We start from the raw sequence: 15034 nt of genomic DNA, 5'->3' as shown, positions 1-15034 counted from the left end.
CGCCTGCCCGGTCCGCCCCCGCCACCTAGGTCATTCGGCTGCGGCGAGCAGACGTGCCTCGCTCTCCTCGTACAGCTGTCGGCTCTCCCTGCTGTCAGCGGCGCGGCGCCGGTGGTCCAGGCGGCTGCCCAGCCAGCCCACCAGGTAACCGAACGGGATGGAGACCAGTCCGGTGGACTGCAGGGGGAACCAGTGGAAGTCGGCGTTCGGGAAGACGGCGGACGGCGTGCCCGAAACGGCCTTGGAAAAGACCATCAGCACCAGCGCGCAGGCCGCGCCGCCATAAAGGGTGGCGAGCAGGCCGGTGCGCGTGAACCCCCTCCAGAACAGGGAGTAGGTCAGCGCGGGAGCCACCGCGGACGCCCCGATGCAGACGGCCAGAGTGGTCAGCACGCCGACGTCCCAGTTCTGGACCAGGACGGCGATCCCGATGGCCACGGTTCCCACGGCCACGCTCGTCCACGCCGCCACCGTCATCTCCGTACGCGGCTCCGCCTGTCCCCGCCGCGCCGCATGGGCGAACAGGTCGTGGGCGAGCGACGAGGCCGCGGCCAAGGTCATCCCCGCGACCGAGGACAGCAGGGTGATGAACACCATTCCCGCCACGGCCGAGTAGAGAATCGTCGCGCCCGCGGAGGCGGGGGCCCCGCCCAGCACCTGCGACAGCATGAGCACGGACGTCCTGCCGTGCGGGTCGGCCGCGATGATGGACCGCGATCCCAGCAGGGCTGCCGCGCCCGTACCCACGATGATCACGAGCAGGCAGAAGGTGGTGACCGTGCCGACGGCCCACGACATGGAGCGACGCACGGCCGGCACGTCCTGCGAGGAGTACAGGCGCATGGTGATGTGGGGCAGGCAGGCCACACCGAGGACCACGGTGATCTGGAGACCGACGAAATCCAGCCGGTCGGCGGCCGTGGTGCCCAACTGAAGGCCCTGCTGAAGGAAGGCGGGGCCCGCGCCGCTGCCGTGCTGGGCGGCCCTGAACAGGTCTCCGGGGTTCCAGCCGAAGCGGTTCAGGACCAGGGCGGCGACGACGACGCTGGTGCCCAGCAGGATGACGATCTTGATCATCTGCAGGAGCGCGGTTCCCCTCATACCGCCGAGGGCCGCGTAAATGATCATCAGGCTGCCGACGATGACGATGCACGCCGTCCTGGCGCCCGCCCCGTGCGGCATGTCCAGGATGAAGGTGAGCAGCGACCCGGCCCCGGAGAGCTGGACGACCAGAAAGGGCAGGGTCGCCGCAAGCGTCACGACGCAGGAAGCGATGCGCACGGCCCGCCCGGGCATGGTGCGGGCCAGGACGTCGCCCATGGTGAACCTGCCGGCGTTGCGCAGAGGTTCGGCCAGCAGGAACATCAGCAGCACCAGAGACAACGCGGTGCTGACCGTGAGGACATAGCCGTCGTATCCGGCGAGCGCGATGATGCCGGTGGTGCTCAGCACCGTGGCCGCGGAGATGTAGTCGCCCGCGATGGCCAGGCCGTTCTTGAACGGGGTGAGCGAGAGGTAGCCGGTGTAGAAGTCGGTCAGATCGTCGCGGTCCGGTCCCGTCATCACGCACATCATCAGCGTGACGGTGACCAGGGCGGTGAAGAGGACGAGGACGATGGCCTGCGACCCGGAGCCGAAGTCGGTCATCTCACCACCCCCGCGGGCCGGACGGCCGCCCGATCCCTGACGGCGTGGGCCAACGGGTCCACCGAGCGTCGTGCGCTGCGCCCGTACGAGAAGACCGCCGCGAAGGTGACGACGAGCTGAAGGATCCCCAGGGCCATTCCCAGGCTCAGTTCCCCGGTGATCCTGGCCCCCATCAGCCCACGTGCGTAGCAGGACAGCACCACATACACCACGAAGGAGCCGAGCGCGGTGAACGTCGAGACCCGGCGCAGGACGCGGTAGGCCGAGCGGAGGGCGGCGAGGTCGGCGTTGTGCCGATGCCTCTCGTGCGCGTACGGCTCCTGCGGGGCGGCTTGCCCGTACCGGTCGTACGGAGAGTCGTCGTATCCGGACGGGGAGGGCTCCTGCCCCGGATCCCGCCCGTACGAGGCGTACCGAGGGGCGCGGCCGTACGGCTCGGTCCACGACTGCTGCCATTCCGGCTGCGGGTACCGCCGGTCATCGGGGTATGTCATCGCGTGGCCTTTCGGTGCGGCTCAGCTCCGTAGGGGCTGGGGGAGAAGGGTGTGGCGGCGTGCGATACCGACTGGTCGGAATGTCGGATACCCGCGGAGCGTCACGTTTTGAGCTCGCCGTGGCATCCGGTGAGCGGCGTCGGGGGACGGCTCGACGGCTCGAGGGCCTGCGGACCATGGGCACTTGACGGACGGAGCGGGCGTGGCACGTATCACGGCGACCGGGCAGCGACTGCCTCTTCCGCAGCCGGCGGCCCGGTCCGGTGCCGCCGTGCCCGGCAGACGTCGGGAGCGGGCGCACAGGGTTCCCGGCCCCGGTGACGGGGCGAGGGCGGTCCGCAGGTGTCGGGGCATCGACGCGGACCGCCCCCGCCGGCTCACTTCGCCGCCGGGCCGAACTCCTTGCGGGTGTCGACCGGCTTGCCGAACAGCTGCCACCGCTCGCCCTTGAACTGCATCAGCTGCATCGTCTCGAGCGGAAAGGCGTCGCCGCGGCCGGTGGACATAGTGACCCCGGGCAGCAGCATGTTCACCTTCACGTCCTTCAGGCTGCGCACCGCGTCCCGCAGTCCTTCCCTGGTCGGGCACTTCATTGCGTCCAGGGCCTGGTGCAGGCTGGAGGCGACGGCCCAGCCGTAGGCGTTGAACTGGTTGGCCGGGTCGGCGTCGGGTGCGTACTTGTGCAGCGCGTCCTTGTACGCCTTCATCTCCGGGTCGGCGGCCCACTGCGGGTCGGCGGGGTCCTTGAAGTAGGTGGCCGAGACCACGCCTTGGACGTTCTTGAACCCGACCGGCTTGAGCACAGCGGCGGACGAGGCCACGTTGTTCACGATGTGCAGCGGGTTCCACTTGGGGTTCTTGGCGTCGGCGGCGAGGGCCTGGCTGCCGAACTTGGGGGTGGTGACGTCCAGCAGCACGTCCGCCTTGGAGCGTGCGAGGCTCGCCATCTGTGCCGACAGGGAAGGGTCGGTGACTTCGTAGCTCTCCTCGGCGACCACCGTGACGCCGCTGCCGGCGACGGCTTTCTTGAACCCGCCGAGCAAGTCCTTGCCGAAGTCGTCGTTCTGGTAGAGGACCGCGACCTTGGCCTCGGGCTTCGCGTCCTTGAGGTACTTGGCGTACACACGTGCCTCGGCCACGTAGTTGGGCTGCCAACCGATGGTCCAGGGGTGCTGGTCCCCTATGCCCCAGGCGGAGGCGCCCGTGGCGACGAAGGGCTGCGGCACCTTCTGCTTGTTGAGGTAGTCCCACACGGCTGCCGTGGACGGGGTGCCCAGGGTCTGGAACACCGCGAAGACCTTTTCCTGCTCGACGAGTCTGCGGGCCTCCTCGACCGCCTTGGGCGGCTGGTATCCGTCGTCGCGGACGACGAACTCGACCTTGCGGCCGTCCATGCCGCCCTTGTCGTTGACATAACTGAAGTAGGCGGCCGCGCCCTTGCTGATCGTGCCGTAAGCGGAGGCAGGTCCCGACAGCGGGTAGATCCCGCCCAGCTTGATGGTCTTGTCGGTGATGCCGGTGGTCTGCTGGCCCTTGCACGCGCCGTCGGCGGAGGTCTCCTGGGCATCCTGCCCTCGCCGGCCGCTGCAGGCGGTCGCGGTGAGCAGGGCGGCGGTCACTGCCGCGGCCGCCCGCAGAGCGGTTGTCTTGCGCATGGTTCATTCCTTTTCTGTACGGGGCGGTGCACCCACGGGTTCGGCGTCGGCAACTGCGGGGTCCGCAGGGCTGTGGGTCGCGGACGGTCCGGCCAGGGCCCGGGATTTCGGCTCCGCATCGGGCTCGGATGGGGCCGGTGACGTCCGGTCGAGGGCGGCGGTGGTGCGGGGCAGGCGACGGGCGACTGCGCCGAGGACACGGCCCGGCAGACCGGCCAGTCCCGTCGGGGCCACGAACATCACCGTGATGATCAGCAGGCCGAACACCAAGCCCGGTGCCGCCTCGCTGACGTCCTGGGACACGCTCGGCACGTACATCACGAACGCCGCACCCAGAAGGGGTCCGTACAGCGAGCCGAGGCCCCCGACCACCAGGCCGGCCAGCAGGGTGATGGACAGAACGAAGCTGAAGGAGTCGGGCGAGACAAAGCCGATCACCCAGGTGTAGAGACAGCCGGCGACACCCGCGAACATCGCGCTCCACGCGAAGGCGAGGGTCTTGTGCAGCGACAGCCGTACGCCCATGACCTCGGCGGCGCTCTCGTTGTCCCGCACGGCCAGCAGTGCCCGGCCGACCCTGGACCGCAGCAGGTTGCGGGCGAGCAGGAGGACCACCGCGGTGACGGCGAGTACGACGAAGTACATCCACTGGTCCTCGGCCAGCCCGCTCCACGCGGGCGACTGCAGCTTGTTCACCGTCAGGCCCATGGAGCCGCCCGTCACCGGTTCGAGCCGCTTGAGCAGGGGCGGCAGGAACACCGCGAACGAGAGGGTGACCAGGGCCAGATACAGCCCGCGCAGTCGCAGCGCGGGCACTCCGAACCCGAGGCCCAGCAGGAAGCATCCGGCGGCCGCGGCCGGCAGCGTGGCCAGGTGGCCGGTGTCGTACCGGTCGAGCATGACCGCCGCCGTGTAGGCGCCCGCCGCGAAGAAGGCGCCGTGCCCGAGCGAGATCTGCCCGCCGAAGCCGGTCAGCAGGTTCAGGCCGGACAGCGCCACGGCGTACACGAGCACCATGGTCAGCTGGAAGACCTGGAAGGGGGCGAAGCAGAACGGTGCGCCGAGGGCGACCGCCGCCGCGACCAGCACGGTGAGCGGGGCCCGCAGCCGCCGGGCGCGGCCCGTGCCGAGTGCTGTGGTGACCGTGCTCATGCGCGTTCCACCGCCGCCCGTCCGAACAGGCCCTGGGGCCGTACCAGCAGTACCGCCAGAATGATCGCCAGGGGCACCCCCACCTTCAGATCGGCGCCGATCACGTCCACGTACGCCCCGGTCAGCGTCTCGGCGACGCCCACGAACAGGCCGCCGACGACCGCACCGACCGGGCTGTCGAAGCCCCCGAGGGTGGCTGCGGCGAACGCGTAGATCAGCACCCCGCCCATCATGTTGGGCTCCAGGAACAGCACCGGGGCGACGAGGACGCCCGACACCGCGCCGACCGTCGCGGCCAGGCCCCAGCCGAGCATCAGCACCCGGCCCACCCGGATGCCCGACAGCCGGGCGGAGGCCGGATTGCAGGCGACCGCCCGCATCACCAGACCGATGGAGGTGTGCTGGAAGAGCAGATACAGCAGGCCCATCACGACGGCCACCACACCGATGATCCCGAGTGTCGACCAGTCCATACGCACACCGGTCAGGTCGAGTCCTCCTTCGGGGAAGGGCTGCGGGAAGTCCTTCACGGTGAACGACCAGATCAGGCCGGCCAGCGCGTTGACGAAGATGAACAGGCCGACCGTGACGATGACCACCGTCAGCTCGGGCGCGCCCTGAACGGGGCGGATGACCATCCGTTCGAGCAGCATGCCGCCGGCGAAGGACACCGCGAGAGTGACCGGCAGCGCCAGCCAGTACGGCATCCCGGACGCCACCAGCTGCCAGGCGACGTACGTCGAGAGCATGGCCAGCTCGCCCTGTGCGAAGTTGACGATCCCGGTGAACCGGTGGATCAGCACCAGGGCCAGCGCCAGGCCGGCGTACACAGCGCCGGAGCCCAGGCCCTCCACCACTTGTTGGAGCAGCTCGGTCACGGCGCTCACCCGGCTTTCCGGGAGTGGACGGAGACACCGAGGTACACCTCGGCGACCTGCCCGTCCTCGCGGATCTGCGCGGCCGGCCCGGACAGCACCAGGCGGCCGGCCTCCAGTACGTGAGCCCGGTGCGCGATGTCCAGCGCGAGCTGGGCGTTCTGCTCGACGACGACCACGGTGGTGCGTTCCTCCTCGTTGACGGCACGGACGATCTCGAACAGCTCGCGGGTGACCAGCGGTGCGAGCCCCAGGGACGGCTCGTCCAAAAGCAGCAGAGAGGGTCGCAGCATCAGCGCCCTGCCGATCGCGAGCATCTGCTGCTCCCCACCGCTGAGGCTGCCGGCGGCCTGACTCGACCGCTGGCGCAGTCTGGGGAAGTAGTCGTGGATCCGTTCCAGGTCGGCCGCCACGGCCGCACGCTCGGCGCGGCCCCGCCGCCGGGGGCCGGTGCGCAGATAAGCGCCGATGCGCAGGTTCTCCTCGACGGTCAGGTCGTTGAAGGTGCCCCGGCCCTCGGGTACATGTGCCACGCCGAGCCTGGCGGCCTGCTCGGGCGAGCGGCCCAGCAGTTCCGTGCCGTCCAAGGTGACCGAGCCTCGGCCGCGGACCATGCCGCACAGCGCCCGCAGCGTCGTGGTCTTACCCGCGCCGTTGGGTCCGAGGATCGCGCACACCTCGCCGCGCGCGACGGAGAAGTCGAGGCCCTGGAGCACGCGGGCCTGGCCGTATCCGGCGTGCAGGTCGGCAACCTTCAGGAAGTTCCGCTCCGCACCCGCCGCGGCCTCGGTGCTGTCGGTGGTGGGCTCGCTCATGCGGCCACCCCCAGGTAGGCCTCGACGACCGCCGGGTCGCGCTGGATCTCCTCCGGCGAGCCCTCGGCGATCTTGCAGCCGAAGTCGAGGCAGATCACCTTGTCGCACAGGCCCATCACGAAGGCCATGTGATGTTCGACCACTACGAGTGTGAGGTCGAACTCCTGGCGCACCGAGCGGACCAGATCCGCGAATTCATCGACCTCGCCGTGGCTGAGCCCGTTGACGGGTTCGTCGAGCAACAGCAACCGGGGCCGTACCGCGAGCGCCCGGGCGAGTTCGACGCGTTTGAGCGTGCCGAACGGCAGTGCGGAGGCGGGGTGGTCGGCGACGTCCGCCAGGCCGAGCCGCCGTAGCAGGTCGTCCGCCAGGTCACGGAGCGCCCTCTCCTCCCGCCGGACGCGGGGCGGCCGGAGCGCCGCGGCGAGGTGTCCGGTGCGCCCCCGGCTGTGGGCGCCGATCATGACGTTCTCCCGGACCGAGAGCTGCGGGAACAAACCCAGATTCTGGAAGGTACGGGCGATGCCACGCCCGGCCACGGCGTGCGGAGGGAGAGCCAGGAGGTCCTCGTCCTCGAACCGCACGTCTCCGCCGTCGGCGGTGCAGCGCCTGGTGAGGCAGTTGAACAAGGTGGTCTTGCCGGCTCCGTTCGGCCCTATGAGCCCTACGGCGGTGCCCGGCTCGACGGTGAAAGTGACACCGTCCAATGCCGTGATCCCGCCGAAGCGCACGGTGATGCCTTCGACCGCGAGCATGAGTGACGCCCCTTCCGAGGTGCTGGGGGGTGGGCGAGCGTCACAGTAGGTGGGGGCGTTGCAGGCGCACATTGGGTGTGAGCACCCAACTTCTCGGTCGCCGCACTGTGCGCCGCGCACAGGTGCCGGGGGATGTCTCGCGCTGAGCCTGTTGACGAAGCACGAGGAGGGCAGCGACGATCGGCCCATGCCTCGCGGTCCTGCACTGGGCACTCCCCGACTCTCCGAACCGCTCCGCCTGGAGCGGCGGCGGATCCTGCACGCCGTCCACGACCGGGTCGAGGAGGTGGCGGAGACCGCCGTCGAGGTGATGCGCACGGAGATCCCGTCGTACGCGCTGCAGGACGAACGGTTCTTCGGCGACGTACGGGACCAGGTGCTCGAGCACTACCGGATGCAGTTGGCGGCCTTGGCCGGCGATCGCGACATGGCCCCCGAGGACCTGGTCTTCAGCCGCGCGGCAGCGATGCGCCGAGCACGCGCGGGGTTCGCCCTGGAGGACTGGATCAGTGCCTTCCGGGTCGGCCGGCAGGTGCTGTGGGACGCGCTGCTGGACTGCGCGGGCACGTCCGCCGAGGCCCAGCAGGCCGCGCTGTCCCTCGTCACCCCGCTGATGCGGTACGTCGACTACGCCAGCACCCATGCCGCGCAGGCCTACGTCGAGTACCAGCAGCACGTGGTGGCGGACGCGGACCGGGAGCGCCGGGATCTCCTCGACCAGCTTCTGGCCGGGGTGGCACCCACGCGCGGTCCGCTGATGGCCGCGGCTCAGGCGTACGGCGTCGGACCGCGCTCGCCGATGATGGCGGTCGTGGCGGTGTGCGTCGGCGACACCCGCACCGGCGACCCGACCTCGGCCGAGAACGGGTATGCCGCCAGCGCGTCGATCAGCGTCGCCGGGCCCTGGGCCGGCAGAACGCTGGTCGTCGTGCGCCACGGCGAGGTGGTGGCCGTTCCCGTGGTCCGGGCCGGCATGGACGCAGAGGACATCTGCGCCCACTTCGAGACCGTGCAGCGGCGGCTCGCGCGGGCCGGGACCATGCTCTCCATGGGGATCAGTACGGTCGCCCGGGGCGCAGGTGAACTTCCGCGTGCCTACCAGGAGGCCCGGGCCGCCCTCGACCTGGTGCCGAGCGGGGGCGGGGTGGCAGCGCTGCCCCGGCTGTCCCCGTTCGACTACCTGGCGTTGCGCGCCGACGACCTCGCGCGCCAGCTGGTCGATCCCCGGGTGCGGTCGATGCTGGAGGAGGACCGCAGACGTGGCGACACGCTGGCCGCCACCATACGGGCCTTCGCGGAGGCGGACCTCAACCTGCGGCTGGCCGCCGACCGCTTGCAAGTGCACCACAACACGGCGCACTACCGGTTGCGCCGGATCGAGGAACGCACCGGCCGCAATCCGCGCCGGATCGCCGACCTCCTGGAACTACTGGTCGCCCTCGCCATCCGCGACGGGGCCGATGAAGGTGGGGAATGCGAGTGAGCGGCATGGTGGAGTCTGCCGGGGCCGGGGCAACACGTCAGCTGCCGGGTGGGCAGGGGAGCGTGGGCCTGCCTGAGGAACAGGCCGGGCAGGACGGAACTCTCCGGCGCACTCTGCTTGACGCCGCGCTGGGGGTGTTCACCGAGCGCGGTTACGCCGACGCCGGTCTCACCGAGATCGCCACGCGCTGCGGCATCCCGGTGGGCAGCCTCTTTCAGCACTACGGCGGAAAGCGAGGGCTGTACCTCGCCCTGTGGGAGGAGTTCCGGGAGGAACAGGAGCGTCGGACCGCGACCACGCTGACCGCCGAGCGCAACCGTGGCGTGGACGACCCCGTCGCCCTCTTCGTGGCGGGAGCCAGGGCCTACCTGGAGGGCGCCTGGGACCACCGGAGGCTCGGCAAACTCCTCGTGGAAGACGATGGCCCCGCGGGTTTCGACGCGCTGCGCCGTCAGTGGGACCGCGCATGGGTGCGGCGCAATGCCCGGCTCCTGGAGATCGACGAGCGGCGACGCGCCGGCCGGGTCCGGGTGAGCGTGCTGACCACCGTCATCGGAGGGGCGGCGCGCGAGCTGGGCGACTGCGGGGACGAGACGGAAGCCCGGGAGATCGTGGACGAGGTATGCGGCATCCTGATCCATCTGTCGGCACCCCCCGGCTGAACGCCCGGCGCCGGGCCGGGGCGACAGGACCGGCCACAGCCCGACGACGCCTCACTCCCGGACACCCGCGCCGAGTGCTGCGTCAGGGCAACAGCGGCCACAGGTGTACGCCTCGGCCTCGGTCGGGATCCTCGGTCGGCCCGACACCCTTGGGACGAGACGGCGGTGCCCGCGACGAGGCCCACGCTGAACCCCGGTGCCGGCTGCCTGCCTGAACGGGAGCGCGTCCCCGAGGAGCCGACCGCCGTCGATCACCGTCGAGCGAGCCGTGCGACCGGCGCTCTGCCGATTTGGACCGGGAGCCGGCGCCGGAGGCGGGCTCGCCGGCCGGGTGACGGCGCCCGGGTCCCGCCACCACCGGTGACGACGGCCACTCTTTGTGCACCGTCTCACAGCGAACCCTCTCCGTGGCGGGGCGTGCGAAGCCGGGGCACGGCACCGCGCAGAGAAGGCCGTCCACCCCTCCGCGGAGAGGACGGGAAAAGGGGAGGCGAGGAAAGAGAAGCACCCGGCGATACCGGGTGCGAAGAGGCAGGCGGTCCCGGCTGCCGGGTCAGCGGTGGCTGGGGAACCGCAGGGCGTTCGCCCAGAGGCGGGTGACCGTGGACACGAGCTCCTCGAAGTCCACCGGTGCACCTTCTTCCTGCCGTTCGCCGCCCACGAAGGCGTTGTAGGCCATGACGCTGACCATGCCCGACAGGGCACGGGAGGCCATCACCGGATCGACCGCACGGTCCGCGACACCCCGCGCCTGCAGGTCGGCGATGCCGCGGGCGTTGCGGCGGATGAACGCGTCAGCGCGCCGGCTGCGGAACTCACGGAACTCCGGCTCCACTTGCGCGACCTGCTCAAGCAGGGCCATCAGCTTCGCATTCCGTTTGTACGCCTCGAGATACGCGCGGTTGCTCGCCTCGAGTACCGCATAGGGATCGTCGGTACCCTGCACCCGGCCCATTCCGGGGTGCATCATGTCCTCCTGCGCCTCCAGGAGGACGGCGGCGAGCACCTCCTCCTTGTTGGCGAAGTAGGTGTAAAAGGAGCCCGCCGCGCACTGAGCTTCCTTGGTGATGTCGGTCAGGCGCGTGTCGAGGTAGCCGTCCCGTTCGAACACCTGCCGCGCGGCCTTCACCAACGCGGCCCGGGTCCGCGCTCCGCGCTTCGTCGTAGGCGGCTCGCGAAGGTTCGAGAGGGGCGCCACGGGCGGTACGCTCTCGCCGTCGCTCTCCTCGGGCGCAGTGGTGTCCATCCCGGAAACGGTACTTGAATCCGACGCCACAGTCACAAACGACGGACTGATCCCCGGCGCCGCGCAGCACGACGGCATGTCGGGAGTGACGGCCGCGTGGCGGCACACAGGATCGACACGCTGGGCGTGGCCGGCACGCCTCCCGGGATGTGAGCGGGCGGCGGCGCGGGTCCCGCCTTCGCGGTAAGCGGTCAGGCGGTGATCCCGAAGTGTTCGGCGAGTTGGCGGCGAGTGTCGGCGGCGCTGGTGTGCAGAACTCCCCCGATTCCGATCCGTGCCGCTCCGTCGAGGTTCTGCTGCAGATCGTCGATCATGACTGCCGCCTCGGGGTCGATGCCGAGACGTTCACATGCGATCGCGAAGATCCGCCGGGAGGGCTTGCGGATCCCGACCTCGGCGGAGATGACGACCACATCGGCGACGGCGGCGAGGTCGACGCCGTCGTAGGTTCCGGTACCGAACGAATTGGACACGAGCGCGACGGGATGGCCGACGGCTCGAAGATCACCGAGCAGCGCGAGCATGTCCTGGTCGATCGACATTCCCGCTTGCATCCGGGCCGTGAGCCCTTCGGCCGGTACGTCTGCGCCGTGGACGCGGAGGCGTTCGGCGAATCCTCGCTCGAAGTCCTCGGCGTCGATACGGCCGCACTCGTGGTCGGCCAGGAGGGTGCGTGACGGCTGGTCCCGGCTGAGGAGGTCCAGCGGCAGTCGCGGGTCGCCGCCGAGCGAGGCGCCGAAGGCGGTGAAAGCCTGCAGCACACTGGAGGTGATGACCCCTCCGAAGTCCACCAGGACCGCGGTTCGGGACTTTGCCACCACTTTCGACACGGTATCCACGCCTCTCTCTCACGGTCGGCCTGCTGCCGTGCCATGCGACGGCAGTCACGTTCTCCAGCAGGGAGGGAGACCTCAGGCGACCTCGAACAGTCCGGCCGCACCCATTCCTCCGCCGACACACATCGAGATCACCACATACCGGACACCCCTGCGCTTCCCCTCGATGAGGGCATGCCCCACCAGTCGGGCACCGGTCATTCCGTACGGATGACCGACCGCGATGGCTCCGCCGTCGACGTTGAACCGCTCCGGATCGATGTGCAGTTCGTCCCGGCAGTACAACGCCTGGGAAGCGAACGCCTCGTTGAGTTCCCACAGGCCGATGTCGTCGATGGTGAGGTTGTGCTGCTTCAGCAGTTTCGGAATGGCGAACACCGGACCGATGCCCATCTCGTCCGGCCCGCATCCGGCAACGGCCATACCCCGGTAGACGCCCAGCGGTTCCAGCCCGCGGCGCTCGGCCTCCCCCGACTCCATCAGCACCGATGCCGAAGCCCCGTCCGACAGCTGCGAGGAATTGCCCGCCGTCACGCTGGAATGGGCGCTCACCTGACCGTCGGGCAGCACCGGCGCCAACCCGGCCAGGCCGTCGAGAGTCGTCGACGCACGGTTGCCCTCGTCCCGGGCCAGGGTGACCTCCTCGTCCCGCAACTCCCCGGACTCCTTGTCGAGAACCTTCTTGGTGCTGGTGAGCGCGACGATCTCCCGGTCGAACCGGCCGGCCTCCTGCGCCGCCGCGGTGCGCTGCTGTGACACCAGCGCGAACTCGTCCTGACGTTCCCGGCTCACGCCGTAGCGTTCGGCGACGATCTCCGCCGTCTGCAACATCGGCATGTAGATGCCCGGCTTCTGCTCGACCAGCCAGGGATCCGCCATGCGATGGGTGTTCATGTGGTCGTTCTGCACCAGGGAGATCGACTCGACACCGCCGCCGACAGCGACCTGCATGCCGTCCGTGACAATCTGTTTGGCGGCCGTCGCAATGGCCATCAGGCCCGACGAGCACTGCCGGTCGATCGTCATCCCCGACACGACGTCCGGAAGTCCGGCACGCAGAGCAGCCTGACGCGCGACATTGAAACCCGAGGACCCCTGCTGCACGGCGCAGCCGAAGACCACATCCTCGACCTCGCCTCCCTCGAGCCCGGCGCGACGCACCGCGTGCGAAAGGGCATGGGCGGCAAGCTCCTGCGCCTGGGTGTCGTTGAACGCGCCGCGGTAAGCCTTGCCGATCGGCGTTCGCGCCGTCGAAACGATGACTGCTTCCCTCATGTCGCCTCACTGTTCCTGTTGGTCCGGTTGGTCGGGTTGGTCCGGGAGCGTCGGGGCCGGTATCGCGGGCGCCGTGAGCCGGGCCCGATTGCCGGTAGGAGGTACCGCACGCCAACCGTGTTGCGGAGAGGGCTCAATGACCGCCTCCTCATGCGAACCGATCACTTGAGTCATGGCCGCAGCAGTGACAGGGAGTCGGCCGCCCGTTCGTTATAGTTGAATTCGGCGTCATGTTCAACAGCAAGCAGCTCTTGACAGCCGCCCTCGCCACCTCAAGGCTACCGACCAGTCGGTATGAACGGGGCGGAGCGTGACCCGGCTGAGCCTCTCCACGGGTGAGGCGTGCGCGACGCGATCACGGCGGCTCCGCCCCAAGGCCGCCCGGTGCTGCTGTACGGCCTCCCGCAGATGGGGATGGTGTGGCAACGCCAGGTCGCGGCATTGGCCGCGCACGGCTACCGGTGGTGGCGCCTGACCAGCGTGGGCACTCCCCCGGCGCCCGCGCCCAGCGGCCCGAGGACTGTCGCATCAGCCTTCTCGTCGACGACGCGGTCGCGATCACCGAGGAACAGGGCTGGGCGATGTCCGACCTGGTCGGCCATGGCTGGGGAGGCGCGGTGGCCTGGTGGACCGCTCACACCCACCCCGGCCGCGTACGCACCCTGACGGCTGTCTCGACCCCGTACCCGGGCGCTCCGGCCACCACCCCGCGCACCGACCAGGATCAGCGCGAACGCTCGCACGACATGATCGACTGGCGCGAATCACCCGCGGCCGAAGAGCGCATGCTCGCCCACGACGCCCAAGTGCTCCGCGATCTCTACGCCGGAAGGGTCCCACAGGACAGTGCCGAGGCCTACGTGTGTCACCTGTCCCAGCCCGGTGCTCTCACCGCCGCGCTGAACTGGTGCCGGGCCGTCCGCCCCGACGGCGCGATCGGCGCCGTCGACGTGCCCACGCTGTACGTCTGGAGCACCGAGGAAGCGCGTTCGGCCCGGCCGCCGCACAGGAGACCGGGCGGTGGGTCAACGGGCAGTACCGGTTCGAGGCCCTCCATGACGTCAGTCACCGGGTCCTCGAGGAGGTGCCCGAAACGCTGAGCCGCCGACGAACGCCGTCCCCGACGCCCAGGACGTGCCGGCCCGTGTCCGGCGGGCTGGGCGTTTGGCGGATGTGGCGGCGTGGACGGTTCGCCGTCGCTGTCGGACCCGTCTCATGTCCGTCTCCGAGGCACGCCGGGTACCGAGCACATCGATGTGCTGATCGTCGGCGCCGGCATCTCCGGCATGGGGGCGGCCCACTACCTGCAAAGCGAGCACCCGCGACGCAGCTACGCGCTTCTGGAGACGCCTGGCGCGCTGGGCGGCACCTGGCACCTGTTCCGCTACGCGGCCCCCGGGCTTTGCATGAGGCGTGGGTTACATACCGGCCGCGGGATGAAGACAAAGCCGCGTGGCCCACGTATTGCCTCCCGGAGAAGAAGCAGGGAATCCCGCCACCGGGGCGGCCTGCGCAGAGGCCCTCGCAGTGATCAGAACCCGACACCTGGTCCCTGACCGCCGCTGACGAACGAGATGGCCCGTCAGAAACAAGACAAGCCGAGGAGGACCCAGTGGATCGCAACGAAGCCGGCCCTGAGCGAACTCCCGCCTCAGGCCCTGACATCGCGCATGACATCAGGGACTCCTTCCAAGCCGTGCTGGACGCTTTGGATGCCGCACGCTCCGACCTCCTGCGCGAAGAGCAGCAGGAACACACCGAGGGCTCGTCTCAACCCCAGAGCCGGCACACTCCCCCGACCGGGGATGTCCGCTTTCCCAAGCCGACCCCGTCCCCCTCCTCGACCCCGGCTTCCTCCGCACCCCGCCGGGCACTGCCGGTCAGACGTGTGTCGTCAGGCACGCAACCCGAGCGTCCCGGACCTCACCGGCCAACTGCCGCTGAACCGCTGCCGACTGGCGGCCCGCGCCAGGCCGACACTCCGCAGACTGTCGTGGCGGAGACACCAGGGTTGCCCACAGGGCGGGCGGCCGTCCCGCCGCCGTCGACGGGAAGGCCATCGACGGCCAGTGGACCGGACCCGGAGGCTGTCGCACCGACCGTGTCCTTTCCCACTCCGGCTCCCTGGCAAGAGAACGG

Annotated in this window: 14 protein-coding genes; 4 read left to right on the top strand and 10 right to left on the bottom strand. The window is 70.0% G+C overall.

Annotation, left to right across the window (positions count from 1 at the left end):
* Positions 1-30 precede the first annotated feature (30 nt).
* The 7 genes from ACZ7DE_RS23425 to ACZ7DE_RS23395 all read right to left on the bottom strand — a co-directional run bounded on the left by ACZ7DE_RS23425 (position 31) and on the right by ACZ7DE_RS23395 (position 7393).
* Entirely contained in the window at positions 31-1647 is a 1617-nt protein-coding gene (locus ACZ7DE_RS23425) for a sodium/solute symporter (protein WP_470764176.1), read from the bottom strand.
* Complete coding sequence (locus ACZ7DE_RS23420) at positions 1644-2141, bottom strand: DUF485 domain-containing protein (protein WP_470764174.1); 498 nt, start codon at positions 2139-2141, stop codon at positions 1644-1646. Before ACZ7DE_RS23420 ends, ACZ7DE_RS23425 begins: the two co-directional genes overlap by 4 nt.
* Before the next feature lie 377 nt (positions 2142-2518).
* Complete coding sequence (locus tag ACZ7DE_RS23415; RefSeq protein ID WP_470764172.1) at positions 2519-3796, bottom strand: ABC transporter substrate-binding protein; 1278 nt, start codon at positions 3794-3796, stop codon at positions 2519-2521.
* Positions 3797-3799: 3 nt separating this feature from the next.
* Positions 3800-4948, bottom strand: a complete 1149-nt coding sequence (locus tag ACZ7DE_RS23410; protein WP_470764170.1) for a branched-chain amino acid ABC transporter permease — start codon at positions 4946-4948, stop codon at positions 3800-3802.
* Positions 4945-5835 (bottom strand): branched-chain amino acid ABC transporter permease, encoded by an 891-nt coding sequence (locus ACZ7DE_RS23405; RefSeq protein ID WP_470764168.1) that lies wholly within the window; start codon positions 5833-5835, stop codon positions 4945-4947. The genes ACZ7DE_RS23410 and ACZ7DE_RS23405 overlap by 4 nt, the downstream gene beginning before the upstream one ends.
* Positions 5832-6638, bottom strand: coding sequence for an ABC transporter ATP-binding protein (locus ACZ7DE_RS23400; RefSeq protein WP_470764166.1), 807 nt, complete (start codon positions 6636-6638; stop codon positions 5832-5834). Before ACZ7DE_RS23400 ends, ACZ7DE_RS23405 begins: the two co-directional genes overlap by 4 nt.
* Positions 6635-7393: an ABC transporter ATP-binding protein gene (locus ACZ7DE_RS23395; protein ID WP_470764164.1), complete on the bottom strand. Its 759-nt coding sequence runs from the start codon at positions 7391-7393 to the stop codon at positions 6635-6637. Before ACZ7DE_RS23395 ends, ACZ7DE_RS23400 begins: the two co-directional genes overlap by 4 nt.
* A gap of 187 nt (positions 7394-7580) precedes the next feature.
* Between ACZ7DE_RS23395 and ACZ7DE_RS23390 the strand changes: the two genes are divergently transcribed.
* Both ACZ7DE_RS23390 and ACZ7DE_RS23385 read left to right on the top strand, forming a co-directional pair.
* Entirely contained in the window at positions 7581-8876 is a 1296-nt protein-coding gene (locus ACZ7DE_RS23390; RefSeq protein WP_470764162.1) for a PucR family transcriptional regulator, read from the top strand.
* Between the two features lie 62 nt (positions 8877-8938).
* The gene (locus ACZ7DE_RS23385; RefSeq protein WP_470764160.1) at positions 8939-9538 is read left to right on the top strand and encodes a TetR/AcrR family transcriptional regulator; all 600 of its coding nucleotides are present in this window, start codon (positions 8939-8941) and stop codon (positions 9536-9538) included.
* 553 nt (positions 9539-10091) lie between these two features.
* Here the strand turns inward: ACZ7DE_RS23385 and ACZ7DE_RS23380 are convergent.
* From ACZ7DE_RS23380 to ACZ7DE_RS23370, 3 genes are all read right to left on the bottom strand, one after another.
* On the bottom strand, positions 10092-10784 hold the full coding sequence (locus ACZ7DE_RS23380) for a TetR/AcrR family transcriptional regulator (protein WP_470764158.1): 693 nt from the start codon (positions 10782-10784) through the stop codon (positions 10092-10094).
* Positions 10785-10975: 191 nt separating this feature from the next.
* The gene (locus ACZ7DE_RS23375; protein WP_470764156.1) at positions 10976-11602 is read right to left on the bottom strand and encodes an HAD family hydrolase; all 627 of its coding nucleotides are present in this window, start codon (positions 11600-11602) and stop codon (positions 10976-10978) included.
* 93 nt (positions 11603-11695) lie between these two features.
* Complete coding sequence (locus tag ACZ7DE_RS23370; RefSeq protein WP_470764154.1) at positions 11696-12895, bottom strand: acetyl-CoA C-acyltransferase; 1200 nt, start codon at positions 12893-12895, stop codon at positions 11696-11698.
* Between the two features lie 464 nt (positions 12896-13359).
* Between ACZ7DE_RS23370 and ACZ7DE_RS23365 the strand changes: the two genes are divergently transcribed.
* Positions 13360-13995, top strand: coding sequence for an alpha/beta fold hydrolase (locus ACZ7DE_RS23365; RefSeq protein WP_470764152.1), 636 nt, complete (start codon positions 13360-13362; stop codon positions 13993-13995).
* A 186-nt stretch (positions 13996-14181) separates the two neighbouring features.
* Positions 14182-14451, top strand: a complete 270-nt coding sequence (locus tag ACZ7DE_RS23360) for a hypothetical protein (protein ID WP_470764255.1) — start codon at positions 14182-14184, stop codon at positions 14449-14451.
* The last annotated feature ends 583 nt before the right edge of the window (positions 14452-15034 follow it).

Source organism: Streptomyces sp. NPDC037083 (assembly GCF_055606485.1).
Note: the sequence above shows the minus strand (reverse complement) of the source record. Positions and strands in the feature narration are given on the sequence as shown.

Excerpts from the sequence above, each read along its gene's own strand:
- ACZ7DE_RS23425 (WP_470764176.1), bottom strand. The coding sequence starts at position 1,647 with ATGACCGACTTCGGCTCCGGGTCGCAGGCCATCGTCCTCGTCCTCTTC.
- ACZ7DE_RS23420 (WP_470764174.1), bottom strand. The coding sequence starts at position 2,141 with ATGACATACCCCGATGACCGGCGGTACCCGCAGCCGGAATGGCAGCAG.
- ACZ7DE_RS23415 (WP_470764172.1), bottom strand. The coding sequence starts at position 3,796 with ATGCGCAAGACAACCGCTCTGCGGGCGGCCGCGGCAGTGACCGCCGCC.
- ACZ7DE_RS23410 (WP_470764170.1), bottom strand. The coding sequence starts at position 4,948 with ATGAGCACGGTCACCACAGCACTCGGCACGGGCCGCGCCCGGCGGCTG.
- ACZ7DE_RS23400 (WP_470764166.1), bottom strand. The coding sequence starts at position 6,638 with ATGAGCGAGCCCACCACCGACAGCACCGAGGCCGCGGCGGGTGCGGAG.
- ACZ7DE_RS23395 (WP_470764164.1), bottom strand. The coding sequence starts at position 7,393 with ATGCTCGCGGTCGAAGGCATCACCGTGCGCTTCGGCGGGATCACGGCA.
- ACZ7DE_RS23390 (WP_470764162.1), top strand. The coding sequence starts at position 7,581 with ATGCCTCGCGGTCCTGCACTGGGCACTCCCCGACTCTCCGAACCGCTC.
- ACZ7DE_RS23380 (WP_470764158.1), bottom strand. The coding sequence starts at position 10,784 with ATGGACACCACTGCGCCCGAGGAGAGCGACGGCGAGAGCGTACCGCCC.
- ACZ7DE_RS23370 (WP_470764154.1), bottom strand. The coding sequence starts at position 12,895 with ATGAGGGAAGCAGTCATCGTTTCGACGGCGCGAACGCCGATCGGCAAG.
- ACZ7DE_RS23360 (WP_470764255.1), top strand. The coding sequence starts at position 14,182 with ATGGGGGCGGCCCACTACCTGCAAAGCGAGCACCCGCGACGCAGCTAC.